Genomic DNA, 19,298 nt, shown 5'->3' on the forward strand with positions numbered 1-19,298 from the left:
TTCTCTTAACCAGCCGCATGCGGCAAAACTTCCGGCAGCCAGACCGGTTCCGGTTCGAGCAATACCTGAAAATGCTGTGCTACACAGTTACGAACATATTCAGCCAGAGCAACTACATCGGCTGCGCTGGCCTGTTTTTTATTAACCAGTACCAAAGCCTGCTTCTCATGAACTGCCGCACCGCCAAGCTGATAGCCTTTCAGGCCGCACTGGTCTATCATCCAGCCTGCTGCCAGCTTTACCTGCCCGTCAGGCTGTGGATAATGCGGCAAAGTCGGATATTGTTTTAATAGGCTTTCTGCCAGTTCAGCCGCCACAACAGGATTTTTAAAAAAACTACCGGCACTGCCAAGCACTCGCGGATCAGGCAGCTTCTGCCGGCGGATACGGCACACTGCCTGTGCAACGATACTGGCGGTTAAAGGCTGCCCCTGTGCCAGCTCTGTGGCCACCTGAGCTAAATCACCATAATGCAGTTGCGGTGTAAAACTGCGGGATAATACAAACCGTACCGCCACAATGACATAACGTCCTTGCTGGCCATGCTTAAATACACTGTCCCGGTAAGCAAAGCTGCATTCATTCCGGCTGAGCCAGCACAGTTGCTGACTTTCAAGATCAAAACATTGTACAGCCTCAATACAGGATTGTACTTCAACACCATAAGCGCCGATATTCTGTACAGGTGCCGCCCCTACTGTACCCGGAATCAGACTCAGATTTTCCAGGCCGCACCAGCCCTGTTCCAGCGTATACTGAACAAATTCATGCCAGTTTTCACCGGCCGCAGCTTCTACGATAACCTGTACACCATCATCCGCCACCAGCCTGATACCACGATTGGCCATACGCACCACCAGTGCCGGATAATCCGTACAAAACAGAATATTACTCCCGCCACCCAGCCACAGCACACTTTGCCGTTCAAACTGAGGCAGTGCCAAAATATCCGGCAACTGTTCAGTATTCGTTAATGTGACCAGCCAGCGTGCCCGTACCGGCAGAGCAAAAGTATTTAGCGGCTGTAAATCTGCATGTTCAATCACACTTATCATGATTTGCCTTCTGCATCTGTCAGCATAAATTTTTCACTTTTCCGGTGCAGATACCACACCAGTGCCACAGCTGCACCTGTCAATGCCAGCACCAGAGCCAGCCAGAAACCATAAAGTGCCATACCGAAATACAAACCAAACAGACAGCCGAAACCCAGACCCAGACCCCAGAAACTGAACGCATGAATCACCATCGGAATCTTAGTCAGCTTATAGCCGCGCAAGGCATAAGAAGCAATTGTCTGTGTTGCATCAGACAACTGGAAAACTGCTGCAAAAATCAACAGCGTACCGCCCAGTAAAATCACTTCCTGATCAGCTGTATATAAGCCTACCCAGAAATGCCGGAACAACAGCAGCATGATCCCGGTAAAGCAGGCACCAAGCAGACCCATACACAACCCTACTCCGGAAACAAAGCGGGCACGCTGCCAGTTACGTGCTCCGACTGCCTGACCCACACATACAGCCAGCGCAATGCCCACACTTTGCGGCAACATATAAATTAAAGAAGTAATACTGATTACCACCTGTTGCGCTGCCACCTGAGTGACCCCGAAACGGGCAATCAGCAAACTAATAAAAGTAAACAGACTCACTTCCAGAAAGAATGACATTCCGATCGGAATACCCAGACGCAACAAAGAAGCCTGTGTACGCCAGCGCGGCCACTCAAAGCGCGCAAACAGAGCAAAAGGTGCAAAATACCGCTGCCGTATAATATATATGCCCAGTGCAATGGCATTCAGCCAGAAACAGATAGCTGAGGCCAGACCACAGCCGGCGCCTCCCATCTGCGGCATCCCGAATTTTCCGTAGACAAAAATATAATTAAGCGGAATATTCAGCAATAGTGCAATCAGACTCACCACCATAATAGGTTTGGGGCGGTTTAAAGAAGAGGCAAAAGCATAAAATGCCCGGTGAATCATCGCTGCCGGCATACCCAGTGCAATATAGAATACAAACTGACCAAATACTGCATCCACATATGCACCCATATTCAGCCAGTGCTGCATTGGTATAATCATTGCCCACAGCAACAGCATACCCAGAACACCGAGAAACAGTCCGAACCATATTCCCTGCCGTCCCTGCTCTCCGATTTCCGTTGTTTTACCGGCACCGTATAACTGTGCCAGTATTGGCTGTAATGCCGTCATCACTCCCAGAAAAGTAATATACAGCGTAATAAATACATTCGAACCCAGAGCCACACCGGCCAGGTCGTTGGCACTGGCATGACCGGCCATTACAGTATCGACTACGCCTACACCTACCTGCGCTACCTGTGCAATAAGAATCGGCAACGCCAGCCGCAGCAATCTGCGACATTCAGCCAGCAACTCGCCCCGGCCGTGCTGATTCAGTTCAAACAACATGTTTCACCTACAAAATTAAACAATACAAACAACAAAATACCGTAGATCATCACATTCATCAGGCAGTTTACTGCTGCGATGCCAACAATAAAACAGGCTGCCTGAAATCATTCAGACAGCCTGCCAGCAAGAAAATCAGTTAAGCGCGTTTACGGAATTCAAAAGTACGTGAATCAATTTCCACTTTATCGCCATTTTCAATATAAGCAGCTACCTGAATCTCGGCACCACCTACCAAACGTGCATTTTTCATTACTTTGCCAGAAGTGTCACCTTTTACTGCCGGTTCAGTATATTCCACTTCACGCACGATAATAGTAGGCAGTTCTACAGAAATAGCGCGGCCGTCATAGAAAGTTACTTCGCATTTTTCTTCCATGCCGTCTACAATAAACTTGATGGCATCGCCGATGTTTTCTGCTTCCACTTCATACTGATTGAATTCATCATCCATGAAAACATACATCGGATCAGCAAAATAGCTGTAAGTGCACTGTTTGCGATCCAGCACTACCACATCAAATTTTTCATCGGCTTTATAAACCGTTTCTGTAGCAGCACCAGTCAGCAGGTTTTTCAATTTCATTTTTACCACGGCAGCATTACGACCGGATTTATTGTATTCGGACTTCTGCACCACCATCGGATCATTGCCCACCATAAATACATTACCCGGGCGCAATTCTTGTGCGGTTTTCATCTTTAATCTAACTTCCAAAAATGTTCAGCAAATAATAAGTATATTATTTTAGCGGAAGATGGCTGAATCTGGCTAGTTTTTCCAGCGCATTGTCCTGCCTATGCAGCATTTCTGACCACGCAGCGGCTGATTTTACCCAACTTTGCCAATGCGCGCACAAATACTGCCAAGCCTGTTCACGTTTTAACGAACTCACAGCCCCTGCACCGTTCAGATCATCCGACAAAACAGTAAACGCCTGTCTGAGCTCTGCCGGCCAGCCTTGCATCGCCTTAAACCAGAATGAATGCAGCTTTTGCAGATGGACATCATCATCCTGACGGTAAATATGCCAGAAAAACGGTAATCCTGCCCATAATGCCCGGACAAAACTGTCTTCACCGCGCACAATAGCCGCATCTGCCAGCCACAGCAAACGGTCAAAGGCCGCCTGTGGTACAAACGGAATACGTACCAGCGTCACATTCCCCAGCTCACAGCTATCCCCTTCCTGCTGCAGCTCCTCCGGTGCAATTAATTTTGCCGCACGTAAACTTTCAATGACCTGTCCGCCGGCGAGCCACAACGTTACCGGCGTATCCGCCTGCTGCCACATAGCCATCCATTGTGCCCACTGACCGGAAGTATAAGCAAATACCAGCCATAACTGCCCTGTATACTGTAACGGCAAACCATATTCCAGCCTGAATGCCTGCTGAAGTTGCGGCTGTTGTCTGAATTTTTCCCGCTCAGCCAGATAATCCGGTTCCCGTAACAAACCGCCACTGTCCGCATCAATACCCATAAACCAGAAATACTTTTCCAGACCATTAGGCTGCAACGATGACATAGCATGTAAACCGACCGCCCAGTCTTCGGCGGTCAGATACTCCCAGTTCAGCCATAATGGCCGGCACTGCCCCATTCTTTCCAATACCTGGGGCGGAAGCTCACAACCAAACGTTTCTATTACCAGTACCGGATCGGCAGCAGCAGACAGCTGTTGCTGCATCATGGCATCGCCCTGCCATGCTTCGATAGTAATCCGTGCCTGTTTTTCCGGTGCCGGCACTAGCTTATTAAGTGCATCAGTATCATCAATCCACAAACGCACATGCATGTGCAGATATTCAGCCAGCAGACAGCTTAGCCGCCAGCCTACGCCCGCATCACCATAATTATCAATTACCCGTACAAATACCCATGCCTCTGCCATAGACTCATCCGACAGCATAGTTTCAGGTAAATTTAAAACATGCATTAAAATTTCCTTACACACAGCACAACTTACTCACACATTCTCACTCTTTATCCTTTTGTCAACCATAAAACAGACTTGACAAACTGATTTTATCCACATGAATTAAGCAATGCATACTGAACCCTATAAAAAGCAAAAATAGCTGCGCACATGCATTTTATTTTTATAAATAATTGTTTTTAAACAATTTTATTTTAAGGCTTATTTTTTAAGCAAGCACATGCAAGTCTTGATTTATAGGCAATTATGCCTGCTCATCTTTCATTTTCCACAGATTTATCCACAAATATTGTGGGCATATCTTTAACCCCTTTAACAACAAGGTTTTTTATGCCAGATCATCTGCGTCATGAAAAATAATCAGAAACTAATCACCATTATGGTAAAATAAACCATGCTCTCTAAAGTAGTAAAGCCATTATGTCTGATGCACTTTTTGCCAAAGAAACCATAGCAGTATCACTTGAAGATGAAATGCGCAGTTCCTATCTGGATTACGCCATGAGCGTGATTGTAGGACGAGCCCTTCCTGATGTACGCGATGGGCTGAAACCGGTTCATCGTCGTGTGCTGTATGCAATGAACGAAGCGAATAACGACTGGAACCGGCCTTACAAAAAATCTGCGCGCATTGTCGGCGATGTTATTGGTAAATACCATCCGCACGGCGATACAGCAGTTTACGATACTATCGTACGTCTGGCGCAGGATTTTTCCATGCGTTATCTGCTGGTCGACGGACAGGGTAATTTCGGTTCCGTGGATGGCGACAGTGCAGCTGCTATGCGGTATACCGAAATCCGCATGACAAGAATTGCGCATGAGCTAATGGCTGATATCGAACAGGAAACTGTTGACTTTGTCCCGAATTATGACGGCAAAGAACAAGAGCCGGCGGTATTGCCGACACGTATTCCGACATTACTGATTAATGGTTCTTCCGGTATTGCCGTCGGTATGGCTACCAACATTCCGCCGCACAATATTAACGAAGTAATAGGCGGTGCCAAAGCTCTGCTGGCTAATGAAAACCTCAGTATTGACGAGCTTATCGATCTGATTCCTGCCCCGGATTTTCCGACTGGCGGTATTATTTACGGACTTTCAGGCGTGCGTGAAGGTTATCGTACCGGTCGCGGTCGCGTCATTATTCGTGGTAAAACCCATATCGAACCTGTCGGGCATCATGATGAACGCGAAGCAATCATCATTGATGAAATTCCGTATCAGGTAAACAAAGCCAGACTAGTCGAAAAAATCGGCGAACTAGTACGCAATAAAATTCTCGAAGGTATTTCAGACCTGCGCGACGAGTCGGACAGATCCGGCATGCGTGTGGTTATTGAGCTCAAACGCAATGAAAATAGCGAAGTTGTTCTTAATCAGCTGTATAAATTAACTCAGCTTCAGGACAGTTTCGGCATCAATATGGTGGCTCTGGTAGACGGTCAGCCGCGCCTGCTGAACCTGAAACAGATTCTGAATGAATTTCTGCGTCACCGGCGCGAAGTTGTTACCCGGCGTACCATGTTTAATCTGCGTAAAGCACGTGAACGCGGTCACCTGCTCGAAGGTCTGGCAGTAGCTCTGTCTAATGTCGATGAAATCATTGCCCTGATTAAATCATCTCCTACCCCTTCAGAAGCCAAAATCGCTTTAACCTCACGGGCATGGCGTCCTGATCTGGTTAAAAACATGCTCGTACGCAGCGATATTGATGCAAAATTGATCAAGCCTCAGAATTTACCGGAAAATACCGGTCTGAGTGCTGACGGCTATTTCCTTTCCGACGCGCAGGCACAGGCCATTCTCGAAATGCGTCTGCAACGTCTTACCGGTTTGGAACAGGATAAAATTGTCGATGAATACAAAACTATCCTTGATAATATTGTCGACTTACTTGATATTCTTGCCAAACCGGCTCGTATCAACCAGATTATTCATGATGAGCTGACCGCCATCCAGCAACAATTCGGAGATGAACGTCGCAGCGAAATCAACACTTTTGGTGGCGACATTGCCGATGAAGACCTGATACCGAAACGTGACATGGTGGTTACATTGACTCACGGCGGCTATATCAAAACCCAGCAGGCAGATGACTATCAGGCACAACGGCGTGGCGGTCGTGGTAAACAGGCTACTGCCACCAAAGATGAAGACTTTATTGAAACTCTGTTTATCGCCAATACACACGACTACCTGCTGTGTTTCACCAGCCTGGGTAAATGCCACTGGATTAAAGTATACAAACTGCCTGAAGGCGGCCGCAACAGCCGTGGGCGGCCGGTTAACAACCTGATTCAGCTTGAAGAAGGTGAAAAAATTAACACCATTCTGCCGGTACGTGAATTCAGCGAAAATGAATACGTCTTTATGTGTACCGAACAGGGTATCGTTAAGAAAACCTCACTAATCGATTTTTCACGTCCGCGCTCAGCCGGCATTATCGCCCTCGGACTGGATGAAGGTGACCATCTGATTGGTGCGGTTAAAACTGCCGGTAAACACGACATCATGCTGTTTTCCAATGGTGGTAAAGCAGTCCGTTTCAGTGAAGACAATGTTCGTCCGATGGGACGCAGTGCCCGCGGTGTACGCGGCATGAAACTGGCTGAAAATAACCAGGTAATCAGCCTGCTGGCCTATGATGCTGAAGAAGATAGCGACAAACTGGTACTGACCGCCACAGCCAACGGCTTTGGTAAACGCACTGCTGTTGATGACTACCGTCGTTCCGGCCGTGGTACTCAGGGCGTAATTGCCATCGATACCGGTGAACGTAATGGTGACCTGGTAGCCGCTACACTCGTAGCCGATAGCGACGACCTGATGCTGATTACCAGTGGCGGTGTACTGATTCGTACCAAAGTCGATCAGATCCGTTCCACTGGGCGTGCTGCTGCCGGTGTTAAACTGATTAACCTGGATGAAGGCGAAAAACTGGTCAGTCTGGAACGTATTGCTGAAGCAGAAGAAAACAGCGATAACGAAGTAGATATACTGGATACACCAGAAGCTTAATTCCGACATTTAAAAGCATAAAGCCGACTTTCCCAGTCGGCTTTATTTTTACCGGTATAAACATAATCAGCTTTCAGACAGCATAAATCCACTACTTGATAATAATAATGAAATCCACTATCATCTTTACCTACAAAAGAAACCAAACACACACAAAGGACAAAACATGTACGTTTGTCTGTGCAATGCCATTACCGATCGCCAGATAAAAGAAACTGTTGCTGCCGGCGCCTCAAGTCTCACTGATTTACAGGCTCAGCTTGGTGTAGCCACTTGTTGTGGCTGCTGTGCTGATTTAGCCAGCTCATTCCTGTCCTGCCATCAGGATCGTCAGATTAATTGCACCAAAGCGGATAACACATAAAAATTTGATACTCATACGAATAATTAACCGTTATTTTCTTTACTGCATTCTTTATTTATCAAACATTTCATATTTTTATCTTTTAACTAAATATAGATAACTTATTTATAATTAGTTGCGCTACCCGAATCAACAAAACCATATATTTTACATAAATCAACAAACAGGCATATAAGAACACATAAGCCTTTTGGTTTGTTTATTATGTTCAATGTTTTGTTTTTTACTTAAAGGGAGCAATAAATGAAAAAGAATAATCTGATAAAACACTATTTTCTTACATCAAGCTTAGCAATATTAATTACATTAGCATTACCTGCTACTGCAAAAACCACTACCAGAGTTAATAAAGCTGAAGTTGATCGTTTATCGAATTATTTTGTAGCTCAGGATAAATCAGTCAGCAGCAAAATAGATTTTGATGGTTACATGAAATTAGCCGAAGAAGTAAAACGATACAGAGCTAAAAGACTTCTTCCTTTAAACCAATTTTTGGCCAAATCCAAAAATTCAAAAACCATTATTTTGGACTCCAGATCCAAAGAAATGTATGACAGAAAGCATTTGAAAGGAGCCATTCATCTGAATTTCTCCGACTATAACCAGATTAGCCTATACAGATTAATTCCAGATAAAAATACAACCATTCTCATTTATTGCAATAATAATTTTATAGATGACCAGGAAAACTTTGCCAGTAAAATGGCAGTAACACCAACAGACCTGAACGGACTGCCATCTTATCGTGATAAGATCAGTTTAGCCCTTAATATACCTACCTTTATCAATCTATACGGATATGGTTATCGTAATGTTTACGAATTAGGAGATCTCGTTTCTGTTAACGACAAAAGATTAAAATTTGAAGGTAGCGAAGTTAAATAAATCATTTACCCGCACAAATCATTAAACCCATCTATTCTGACTATTCACATAAATAGTCAGAATAGATGGCCGTACTTACTTTTTTTCTCTGTTGATTGAAACCATACTAAGTTATTAACTTGCAGGCAAATACCAATATTACCTTCAGGAGCAAAACAGGAATCCGCCATCATAGCCCTGCACTTATTTTGTGATTATCGGCCAAACCTGCCTGTCCGGCACCCGGCACCCGGCACCCGGCACGACCAAAGAATAATCAATAGCAACGAATTGTATTTACTATCCTAACGGTTTCTTTAAAACCCATGCAGATGTATGAGCAGTAAAACCGATATGACCATAATAGTCGACAGCCTGTGGAGCAGCAATTAAAACAATTCCGGCATTCTCTCCAGTATTTTTCTGAATTTCCCGAATCAACTGCTTACCAATACCCTGCTTTTGATAGCGCTCATCAACAGCCAAATCAGCCAGATAAGTAATATAAACAAAATCAGTTAAACAGCGCGCAATACCTACCAGCTTCTGTCCGTCCCATGCTGTAATAATTAAATTTGCATTATTCAGCATAGACTGAAAACGGGATTTATCCGTAATCGGACGCCGTTCCCCCAGACTGCAGTTTCGGTAAAGATTCAGCGTTTCTTCGAGTTCGGGTTTGATATTACAACGGTAAGCAATATTATTCATACATAATACCTCCAGTAAACGAACAAAGTATTAACTTCACATACAGATACAGCAAAAAACTAATTTGTACAGATGAAACCAACTAATAACCCTGTTCAAGGTTCAGCATACTTTAAAATGTGTTTAGAAACTTAATATAATCAGCAGCACTTTGATTGATTGCCTGCGGGGTATTTGTTACTAATGAAACATCTGTATTAGCGCCAAACAAAGAAAATGCACCCTGATAATCTGCTTTAACATAATGTAAAGTCATTTCAAACGGACGCAGAACTGCTGTTAAATCATTAGGTGCCCGATAATCCTGTTCCGAACTTCCCATAGAAACAGCCAGACCGATTTCTCGATCTTTAAGCTGAGTCCCGCGGGAACCATATGCCCATCCGTAGGTTAAAACATCATCAAACCACTGTTTCATTAGTGGCGGGCAGTTAAACCAGTAAACCGGAAATTGCCAGATCAGACTACCATGTGCCTCTACCAAAGCCTGCTCTTTCTCCACATTAATCTTACCGTCCGGATAAGACTGATACAGCTCATGCACCGGAAATTTTTTTACTTCTTCAATCCAGCGTTTATTGACTAAAGAATGTTCAATATCAGAATGCGCTACAATAATCAGTATTTTTTCATTTTATTCCCCTTGGTTGTTTGATTACTAAATATAAATAAAAATTAGCTTATACGAACATATCAGAACTTAAGTTTACAGTACAGCCTGCACTTTAACCAGACAGAGCACAGCATTACAGACTATGGCCGTTGCTGGTTAAATATTCAGCAAAACTCACCTGTTCAGATAAAAGACCCTGCTGCCGTCGCTGATACCATTCAATCTTGTCATTCAAAATCTGCAGATGTTTTTGCAGTTTTGCCTGCTGTTGCAAAAAATCATCACGGGTCTGTAACAACAACTCCAGCCGCTCAGCAATAGTTACATCACCCTGACTGCGCAGCAACACATACTGCTGAAGCTGTTCCATACTCATACCGGTATTTTTCAGATGCAAAATAAAACGCATCCAATCAACGTCCTTTTCGGTATAGAAACGACGCTGATTGACAGAGCGCTGCGGAGAAATCAGCCCAAGACTTTCATAATACCGGACAGTTGCCGGCGTTAATCCGAATATATCCGCAAAAGCACGGATACTGTATTGTTGTGACTCTGTCATACTTATTCCCATCACTAAAATAAAGCTCAAACAACTTAAAATATTATTTCATATTAAAAACTAAGTAATAGCAAATCAGGCAAAACCAATTTAATGCGTAAAATAAAGAATCAATCTGTATAAAAATAGTAATAAAACTTTGATAATGAATAAAAAATATAATTGAAAATAGATATTCAGATAATAATACAGGAAAGCATATGCTTAATATATTGCTAAGGTATAATCAAACCACCACAGCAAAATCAGATAGTACTGGTAACCGTACTTAATTTTTACCAGAGATTAACACCATACATAAAACTCTAAAATATTAAGAATCTGAAATATAATGGAATACCTGAATAATATTAATTGCCAACACTTTCCATTGGTATGGGATAACCATAAAACCAGTATTTATCAGTTTTTACTCCCTTATCAAAACGCGGATAAACTTCCCGAAACGGCCAAAATTCTGCCTGATCACTCCTTAGATAGTCGAAAAATAAAACGGATAGCAGGAATGAGGGATGGAATTACAAATTATCATAGTGCCTCTGCAGAACAAAGTTGTGTAGAAAAAATTTTGGCATTACTCATCAAAATAACAGCGCAACCTAATCAATCCGATATTGAAACACTTTACACCCTGGTCCAAACAGAACGAACCTTAAGTTATATTGAAGATTTAACAGAGGAAATACCTAAACTCATTATTGATTTTGATAAATTATACGAATTTATTTATTGGCTAGCACTTAATAGTCCGGATCGTGAAATCATTAAATTCAGTATTGCCATATTAGGATGTTTTATTACCGAACAAACAGAATTATTTTTGTTATTTGGTATGCATGAAGAATTTTCATTATATTCTGCTGGCGCATTACAAAATACACTATCATCTGAAACCGATATTGAAAATGCCTTGCTGACATTAGCAAAAAAAATTGATGGTTGGGGACGTATTCATATCATTTATCGCTTAGTAACATATCCGTTATCATCATCAACAAAAGACTGGTTGCTAAGATCCGGCTATCGAAATAGTTTGATGAATGAATATCTTGCTTACACCTGTGCAATGTCAGGTGAATTAGATAAAGCTTTAGCGCATGAAACCATTGATAGTGAATTAATCAGCTCCACAAGTGAAATTATTGAAGCGCTGATAAACGGCGGACCCACCCAGGATATGCATAACTATGCTGCTGGTGCTAAAGTCTGTCTAAATTATTTAACTCATTTACTCAATCTACCAAATTTAACGGATCTGAAAATATTACGAACCGTTTGGTTATTACACGATTTTGTGGTTAATAAAGTAAATGATTATTATCCTAACTGGGATACGCAAATCAAAAATCAAATAATCAACAAAGCAAATGAGGTTATTAAGCAAGATAAATGGTTAGACTTGATTAAAAATACTTTGACAACTAATGATACGGAACAATTTCAGCTAGCTGCAAACCTTTATACACAATATGGCTTTGATGCATGGGAAGCACATTTTGAACATCAAAAAAATTATCATAGCGATCAGTGGCCTTATTTACTACTAAGTGATTCATTACCGAGAATAAAGCAAGTTATTCAATTAGCTAATCAACAATATGATTTTGCTAAAATCGCAACAGGCCCTGCATTAATCTATGAATATGAAACAGAAATTGACACACATAATTTATTAGATTTGATTTTACAAGAACTCAATCATTTTCCCGGTATTGGAGAAGACTTAATATTAATCGGCTTGAATAGCCCGGTAATACAAAACCGAAATATAGCATTAAATACTATAGAAGCTTGGGATCGATCATCTTGGTCAGAAAGAATTAAAACCGCAATTCAAGAACTGGCAATTATTGAACCTGATGAAAAAACTAAACACAGAATCATCACGTTATTAACTTAACACAATGATTGATAGCCTTATTATTAAAACAATCTTTATAAAATTAATTAACAGAGATGTTATTACATAGGCAAAACCGTATTAAACAGAACTGACTGCATTAGAGCAGTAAAATAATATCAAAATTATTTTGCTGCGAATCTGGCAGCCGCACTTAGGGATTTCCTTCACCAAGTAGTGATTATGATGTAAGTTTTATATATGTTCATCCGTTTGCTAAATACTTATTAATTGATAATCCGGCATCTCATTTGACTCTTCCATTTAATAATAAGCGGAATCGGAAGCCAACCCAACCAGACTACTAAAACTTTTCGATATGCTGGCAGAAAGTAATAATACAAAGAATAAGAAATTCGTGGTATCAAATATATTTAAAAAGCATATTTTTCGTCATATCTAAGATGAAGACAGATATTCTTGAAACAACTGCTAAACTCCTAAAACTGAATCTACAATCTTATAACTTTAATCTTTGCATAATTAAAACTATATCTAAAGTTGATGGTTCTGGTTCAATACAAAATAACTCTTGAGTTAAAGTTAACTTTAAGTTTTATACTCAAATACTGATAACAACAGGAGTAAGCCATGTCTACAGCATTAAAACAGATCTTTCCGCAAGGCAAGATTAATATTAATTATGCACAATATTTTATCGGCCAAAGCTATTTATGTAACTTAGCCGCTATCGATGAACAAATAGATGTCGATGTTAGCAATGTTACTTTTGAGCCGGGCTGCCATAATCACTGGCATAAACATCTGCATGGCTATCAGATTCTGCTTGTTACAGCAGGACAAGGCTGGTATCAGGAAGCAGATAAACCAGCGCGACTGCTAAATCCAGGGGATTCGGTAATCATTCATGCCGGAGTCAAACACTGGCATGGTGCCACTAAAGACAGCTGGTTCAGCCATATAGCCATTACTAAAGGTCAAAGTGAATGGCTGGAACCGGTAGACAGCAGTGATTACAACAATCTTTAACTGATTTTTTTAATCTATAGGAGAAAACCATGAAAAAACAGACAGCAGGCCATGATTTATTAGGTAATTTTGCCCCCTTGTTTGCACATTTTAATGATGAAGTACTTTTTGGAGAGGTGTGGTCTCGCGAACAGCAATTACCGGCACATCAGCGCAGCATGATTACTATTGCCGCACTGATCAGTGCCGGTAACTTTGAGCAGTTACGGGCGCATTTAAACATCGGACGACAAAACGGTATTACTGAAACTGAAATCGTTGAGATTATCACTCATCTGGCTTTTTATGTTGGCTGGCCCAAAGCATGGTCAGCATTTAATCTGGCTAAAGAAATATATCACGATACTAAAAAGTAATCTGTGCAATAATCATCATATCAAACAAATTAATTGTCAGATTATAGACTTATTTGCAAACTATTCTGATTTGTTTGAAGACAGTAAATGCCGGTTTATTAAATTTTCTGCCGGTAATGTTCAATTTTACAATCTGCAAAGGAATAAATATGAGTGTTCAGAATAAGGTTGTTATTATTACCGGTGCATCATCCGGTATTGGTGCGGCAACAGCCCGCTTACTGGCTCGGAACGGAGCTAAAGTTGTTCTGGCAGCACGCCGTGAACAGCAACTGCAATTATTGCAACAGGAAATTACTCAATCTGGCGGTCAGGCAGTTTATCAGGTTACAGATGTGCGCCAACCGGAACAACTGCAGACACTGGTCGAACTGGCACAAAAACATTTTCAGGGCGTTGATGTGATATTCAATAACGCCGGAATCATGCCTAACTCACCAATCAGTGCCGTTCAAACTCAACAGTGGAATGACATGATTGATATTAATCTGAAAGGTGTGCTAAACGGTATAGCTGCAGTGATGCCGATTTTTACTAAACAAAAATCGGGACATATTATTACCACCTCTTCTATAGCCGGTATCAAAAGCTTTATGGGTTGTGGTGTTTATGGAGCCACCAAATTTGCTGTACGCAATCTGATGGAAGTGATCCGGCAGGAAAGTGCAACCGAACAAACCAATATTCGCACCACTACCCTATATCCGGCTGCAATCAATACCGAGCTTTTACAAAGCATTACCGATACTGCTGTTTTACAAAGTATGACTGAACTCTATAAACAGGTAGGCATCAGCCCTGACGCCATTGCGCGCGTAGTAAATTTTGCTATTGAACAACCTGAAGATACCAATATTAGTGAATTAACTATTTATCCGACTAAACAAGCATAGAAGTTAAATGTGATTTACCAACAAGAGTGTAATATTCATCTGTTTGAGCCGATATTACACTCTTATTACGTGAGCTGATACGGAGTGAATCACGATCATTTATATTTTTTCTTCATATATTATAGCACAGTTGCCTGTATGCAATAAAATATTCAGCATAATCAGATACCATTAAACAACTAAATGATGTATATCTAATGAATTCATTGTTGATAACATTCGATTGAATCTGTGCAGATATAAAAAGCCCAGACAAATTGTCCGGGCTTTTCAACATCTCAGTCAGGCAATCAGATAGTTATAGATTGATTGCCATCAAAGTTGTTTATTTTCGATGCGTGCGCAAATAGTCCAGCGTTTTCAGTTGGGCAATTGCCGCAGCTAAAGCCACATGTGCTTTTACCAGAGAAACATCATCTTTGGCTTCATGTATACCTGATTCTGCTGCTTTTTTAGCCTCTTCGGCACGCTGCTGATCCATTTCTTCACTGCGAACGGCCACGTCCGCCAACAGCGTAAGCTTATCCGGCTGTACTTCCAGGACACCACCTGATACGGCTACCAGAATTTCTTCTTTCTGGCCAGGCACTGTCAAACGCAGGGCACCAGGACGCACCAGGCTCATAATGGGTTCATGGCGAGGAAAAATACCAAGCTCACCTTCCAGAGTAGGCACGACTACAAAACTCGCTTCTCCGGAGTAGATGCTTTCTTCATTGCTCACCACTTCCACTTGCATGGTACTCATCAAGTGCTCCTTAGTTTAGGGTTTTCGCTTTTTCAGCAGCTTCTTCGATATTGCCTACCATGTAGAAAGCCTGTTCCGGCAAGTGATCATATTCACCGCTCAGAATAGCCTTAAAGCCGGCAATAGTATCACGCAGAGATACATATTTACCCGGCGCACCGGTAAATACTTCCGCTACGTGGAAAGGCTGTGACAAAAAGCGCTGAATTTTACGCGCACGGTTTACAGTCAGCTTGTCTTCATCAGACAATTCATCCATACCCAGAATTGCAATAATATCGTTTAATTCTTTGTATTTTTGCAGAGTAGTCTGTACACCGCGTGCAACATCATAATGTTCCTGACCGATTACAGCAGGATCAAGCTGACGGGAAGTGGAATCCAGCGGATCTACAGCAGGATAAATACCTAAAGAGGCAATATCACGGCTCAGCACGACTGTAGCATCCAAGTGGGCAAAAGTAGTAGCCGGAGACGGGTCAGTCAAGTCATCCGCAGGTACATATACGGCCTGAATAGACGTGATAGAACCAGTTTTAGTGGAAGCAATACGCTCCTGTAAGCGTCCCATCTCTTCAGCCAGTGTCGGCTGATAACCCACAGCAGACGGCATACGTCCTAATAATGCAGATACTTCAGTACCGGCCAGTGTGTAACGGTAAATGTTATCGATGAACAGCAATACATCGCGACCTTTACCATTTTCATCTTTTTCATCACGGAAATATTCCGCCATGGTCAGCCCGGTTAATGCCACACGCAGACGGTTACCTGGTGGCTCATTCATCTGACCATACACCATCGCTACTTTATCCAGTACGTTGGAATCTTTCATCTCGTGATAAAAGTCGTTACCTTCACGGGTACGTTCACCAACGCCGGCAAACACAGACAAACCACTGTGTGCTTTAGCAATATTATTAATCAGTTCCATCATGTTTACGGTTTTACCCACACCGGCACCACCGAACAGACCAACTTTACCGCCTTTAGCAAACGGGCACAGCAAATCAATCACCTTGATGCCGGTTTCCAGCAATTCAGTAGAGCTGGAAAGTTCATCAAATTTCGGTGCCTGCTGATGAATAGAACGGGTAGTATCGGTTTTGATTTCACCTGCCTCATCTACCGGGTGACCCAAAACGTCCATAATCCGGCCCAGAGTAGCTGTGCCTACCGGTACGGTAATCGGAGCACCGGTATTGATTACGGCCATACCGCGTTTCAGACCATCGGAAGTACCCATCGGAATGGTACGTACAATACCATCACCCAGTAACTGTTCAACTTCCAGAGTTAAATCAGTATCAACCAGTTTAAGAGCGTCATACACATTGGGGATAGTATCATGCGGAAATTCAACGTCCACTACCGCACCAATGATTTGTACGATTTTGCCTTGGCTCATTATCGCATCCTAAGTTTATTTGACCTGTTCTGCTTAAACAGCAGCAGCACCGGCCACAATTTCTGACAACTCTGTGGTAATCGCTGCCTGACGCGATTTGTTATATATCAGACGCAATTCTTTAATGGCATTACTTGCATTATCAGTAGCAGCTTTCATCGCTACCATACGTGCAGCCTGTTCGGCAGCCATATTTTCAGATAAGGCCTGATAAACCACAGACTCTAAATAACGGCGGACTAAAAATTCCAGCACCTGCTGTGGTGATGGTTCGTATACATATTCCCAGCCGAACTCTTTGCTTTCAGATACTTCATCCAGAACATTCTGACCAATCGGCAACAGGGTTTCCAGACGTGCTTCCTGACGCATAGTATTGATAAAACCGGCATAAACCAGATAAATAGCATCCAGTTTACCTTCGGCATAGCGCTGGAAAATTTCCGTTAACGGACCTAATAATGTAGCTACTTTGGGTGTATCACCCAAACCCACAGCACTGGCAATGACATTCAGACCCACACGGTTACAGGCTGCCAGCCCTTTACCGCCCAGACACACAATCTCTGCATCCAGACCATTCTGCTCACATTCCTGCACCTTATGAAAGAATGCTTTTAAAATATTTGCATTCAATCCGCCGCACAAGCCTTTATCTGTGGTAATAACAATAAAGCCAACACGCTTGCTGTCATTATTACTGCGCAATAAAGGTACATTATGAGTAGAATGGGTTTGTGCCAGATGGCTCATCACCAGACGAATTTTATCGGCATACGGACGCGCCTGACGCATCCGTTCCTGAGTCTTCCGCATTTTAGAGGTTGACACCATCTGCATCGCTTTAGTGATCTTTTGAGTATTCTGAACACTGCGAATTCTGGTGAGAATCTCTTTTCCTACTGCCATTTCAGACTCCTTTCAATAACACGCTTACGCAAAGCTGTAAGACGATTTGAAGGTCTTCATGGCGTTGTCCAATGCTTTGGCATTATCATCGCTCAAAGCGCCGGTTGTATCAATGTCCTGTAACACATTCGGACACTGGGTACGCACATAGCTTAAAAATTCTGCTTCAAAGGCCAATGCTTTTGATACCGGCACATCATCATAAGAGCCGTTATTAATTGCCCACAGTGTCAGCGCCATTTCACCTGTGCTTAGTGTACTGAACTGCTTCTGTTTCATCAGTTCCGTCACAACTTCACCATGACGCAGCTGTTTACGGGTAGCTTCATCCAGATCAGAAGCAAACTGCGAGAATGCAGCCAGTTCACGGTACTGTGCCAGTGCCAGACGAATACCGCCGCCCAGCTTTTTAATGACTTTAGTCTGTGCTGCACCACCTACACGGGATACTGAAATACCGGCATTGATAGCAGGACGAATACCAGAGTTAAACAGGTCTGTTTCCAGGAATATCTGACCGTCTGTAATCGAAATTACATTAGTAGGTACGAATGCAGATACGTCACCGGCCTGAGTTTCAATAATTGGCAAAGCAGTCAGAGAACCGGTTTTACCTTTAACGGCACCTTTGGTCAGTTCTTCTACCTCATGTGCATTAATGCGGGAAGCGCGTTCCAGCAAGCGTGAATGCAGATAGAATACATCACCCGGATAAGCCTCACGGCCTGGCGGACGACGCAAAAGCAGGGAAATCTGACGATACGCCACAGCCTGTTTAGACAGGTCATCGTATACAATCAGCGCATCTTCGCCGTTATCACGGAAATATTCACCCATACTGCAACCGGCATATGGCGCAATATATTGCAGTGCAGCTGCTTCTGATGCAGTAGCAGCAATAATGATGGTGTGATCCATGGCACCATGTTCTTCCAGTTTACGTACTACACTGGCAATGGAAGAAGCTTTCTGACCGATAGCAACATAGATACAGATAACACCGGTATCTTTCTGATTAACAATGGCATCAAGTGCCACGGCTGTTTTACCAGTCTGACGGTCACCAATAATCAGCTCACGCTGACCACGACCAATCGGTACCATTGAGTCAATGGCTTTCAAACCGGTTTGCATTGGCTGATCTACAGACTGACGCGCAATCACCCCGGGAGCAATTTTTTCTACCGGAGCGGTGTGTGTAGTATTAATCGGACCTTTGCCATCGATCGGGCGGCCAAGTGCATCAACTACGCGACCAATCAGTTCACGGCCAACCGGTACTTCCAGAATTCGGCCGGTACAGGTAACTTCGTCACCTTCCTTAATATGTTCTGATTCACCCAGAATCACGGCACCTACAGAATCGCGCTCCAGGTTCATGGCGAGACCAAATGTATTGCCGGGAAACTCGAGCATTTCACCTTGCATCACGTCTGATAAGCCGTGAACGCGCACAATCCCGTCAGTTACAGACATTACAGTACCGCGGGTACGTAATTCTGAATCAACGTTCAGGTTTGCGATTTTAGCTTTAATCAAATCGCTAATTTCAGCAGGATTAAGCTGCATGAAAACTCTC

General features: G+C 42.8%; 18 protein-coding genes and 1 pseudogene. 8 read left to right on the forward strand and 11 right to left on the reverse strand.

The features are described from left to right. Positions 1-5: 5 nt before the first annotated feature. The 4 genes from murB to earP all read right to left on the reverse strand — a co-directional run bounded on the left by murB (position 6) and on the right by earP (position 4,377). Positions 6-1,055 (reverse strand): UDP-N-acetylmuramate dehydrogenase, encoded by a 1,050-nt coding sequence (murB, locus tag GYX91_RS09735; protein WP_174830712.1) that lies wholly within the window; start codon positions 1,053-1,055, stop codon positions 6-8. Next, on the reverse strand, positions 1,052-2,437 hold the full coding sequence (locus GYX91_RS09740) for an MATE family efflux transporter (protein ID WP_025331609.1): 1,386 nt from the start codon (positions 2,435-2,437) through the stop codon (positions 1,052-1,054). Before GYX91_RS09740 ends, murB begins: the two co-directional genes overlap by 4 nt. 139 nt (positions 2,438-2,576) lie before the next feature. Further along, positions 2,577-3,137 carry an elongation factor P gene (gene efp, locus GYX91_RS09745; protein WP_025331610.1) on the reverse strand — a complete coding sequence of 187 codons (561 nt, stop codon included), beginning with the start codon at positions 3,135-3,137 and terminating at the stop codon, positions 2,577-2,579. 43 nt (positions 3,138-3,180) lie between these two features. Further along, complete coding sequence (earP, locus tag GYX91_RS09750) at positions 3,181-4,377, reverse strand: elongation factor P maturation arginine rhamnosyltransferase EarP (protein ID WP_232339941.1); 1,197 nt, start codon at positions 4,375-4,377, stop codon at positions 3,181-3,183. Positions 4,378-4,797: 420 nt separating this feature from the next. On the opposite strand from earP, the gene gyrA reads away from it, so the two are divergent. The 3 genes from gyrA to GYX91_RS09765 all read left to right on the forward strand — a co-directional run bounded on the left by gyrA (position 4,798) and on the right by GYX91_RS09765 (position 8,650). Continuing rightward, entirely contained in the window at positions 4,798-7,401 is a 2,604-nt protein-coding gene (gene gyrA / locus GYX91_RS09755) for a DNA gyrase subunit A (protein ID WP_084587411.1), read from the forward strand. Between the two features lie 166 nt (positions 7,402-7,567). Further along, positions 7,568-7,765 carry a (2Fe-2S)-binding protein gene (locus GYX91_RS09760; RefSeq protein ID WP_078475503.1) on the forward strand — a complete coding sequence of 66 codons (198 nt, stop codon included), beginning with the start codon at positions 7,568-7,570 and terminating at the stop codon, positions 7,763-7,765. A gap of 243 nt (positions 7,766-8,008) precedes the next feature. Further along, a complete protein-coding gene (locus tag GYX91_RS09765) occupies positions 8,009-8,650 on the forward strand; it encodes a rhodanese-like domain-containing protein (RefSeq protein ID WP_174830713.1) in 642 nt (213 codons plus the stop codon). Between the two features lie 279 nt (positions 8,651-8,929). Here GYX91_RS09765 and GYX91_RS09770 read toward each other — a convergent pair whose 3' ends face one another. The 3 genes from GYX91_RS09770 to GYX91_RS09780 form a co-directional block, all read right to left on the reverse strand. Further along, the gene (locus GYX91_RS09770; protein ID WP_174830714.1) at positions 8,930-9,340 is read right to left on the reverse strand and encodes a GNAT family N-acetyltransferase; all 411 of its coding nucleotides are present in this window, start codon (positions 9,338-9,340) and stop codon (positions 8,930-8,932) included. A 112-nt stretch (positions 9,341-9,452) separates the two neighbouring features. Beyond that, entirely contained in the window at positions 9,453-9,965 is a 513-nt protein-coding gene (locus GYX91_RS09775; RefSeq protein ID WP_174830779.1) for an NAD(P)H-dependent oxidoreductase, read from the reverse strand. 121 nt (positions 9,966-10,086) lie between these two features. Next, positions 10,087-10,515, reverse strand: a complete 429-nt coding sequence (locus GYX91_RS09780; protein ID WP_174830715.1) for a MerR family transcriptional regulator — start codon at positions 10,513-10,515, stop codon at positions 10,087-10,089. 331 nt (positions 10,516-10,846) lie between these two features. Here GYX91_RS09780 and GYX91_RS09785 point away from each other — a divergent pair, with 331 nt between their 5' ends. The 5 genes and pseudogenes from GYX91_RS09785 to GYX91_RS09805 all read left to right on the forward strand — a co-directional run bounded on the left by GYX91_RS09785 (position 10,847) and on the right by GYX91_RS09805 (position 14,654). Next, positions 10,847-12,415: a hypothetical protein gene (locus GYX91_RS09785; protein WP_174830716.1), complete on the forward strand. Its 1,569-nt coding sequence runs from the start codon at positions 10,847-10,849 to the stop codon at positions 12,413-12,415. Positions 12,416-12,585: 170 nt separating this feature from the next. Next, positions 12,586-12,723: pseudogene (locus GYX91_RS11180) on the forward strand (hypothetical protein); the annotation flags it as partial. 283 nt (positions 12,724-13,006) lie between these two features. Continuing rightward, positions 13,007-13,405, forward strand: coding sequence for a cupin domain-containing protein (locus GYX91_RS09795; protein WP_174830717.1), 399 nt, complete (start codon positions 13,007-13,009; stop codon positions 13,403-13,405). Positions 13,406-13,434: 29 nt separating this feature from the next. Further along, positions 13,435-13,761, forward strand: a complete 327-nt coding sequence (locus GYX91_RS09800; RefSeq protein ID WP_174830718.1) for a carboxymuconolactone decarboxylase family protein — start codon at positions 13,435-13,437, stop codon at positions 13,759-13,761. Between the two features lie 149 nt (positions 13,762-13,910). Beyond that, entirely contained in the window at positions 13,911-14,654 is a 744-nt protein-coding gene (locus tag GYX91_RS09805; protein WP_084565262.1) for an SDR family oxidoreductase, read from the forward strand. A 325-nt stretch (positions 14,655-14,979) separates the two neighbouring features. On the opposite strand, the gene GYX91_RS09810 is transcribed toward GYX91_RS09805, so the two are convergent. The 4 genes from GYX91_RS09810 to atpA are packed head-to-tail and all read right to left on the reverse strand — an operon-like array spanning position 14,980 to position 19,288. Next, on the reverse strand, positions 14,980-15,402 hold the full coding sequence (locus GYX91_RS09810; RefSeq protein WP_025331621.1) for a F0F1 ATP synthase subunit epsilon: 423 nt from the start codon (positions 15,400-15,402) through the stop codon (positions 14,980-14,982). A gap of 10 nt (positions 15,403-15,412) precedes the next feature. Further along, entirely contained in the window at positions 15,413-16,810 is a 1,398-nt protein-coding gene (gene atpD, locus GYX91_RS09815) for a F0F1 ATP synthase subunit beta (protein ID WP_025331622.1), read from the reverse strand. A gap of 33 nt (positions 16,811-16,843) precedes the next feature. Continuing rightward, complete coding sequence (atpG, locus tag GYX91_RS09820) at positions 16,844-17,719, reverse strand: F0F1 ATP synthase subunit gamma (protein ID WP_025331623.1); 876 nt, start codon at positions 17,717-17,719, stop codon at positions 16,844-16,846. A gap of 24 nt (positions 17,720-17,743) precedes the next feature. Next, entirely contained in the window at positions 17,744-19,288 is a 1,545-nt protein-coding gene (gene atpA, locus GYX91_RS09825) for a F0F1 ATP synthase subunit alpha (RefSeq protein WP_025331624.1), read from the reverse strand. Positions 19,289-19,298 lie beyond the last annotated feature (10 nt).

The organism is Snodgrassella sp. ESL0304, assembly GCF_013344995.1.
GTDB lineage: Bacteria > Pseudomonadota > Gammaproteobacteria > Burkholderiales > Neisseriaceae > Snodgrassella > Snodgrassella alvi.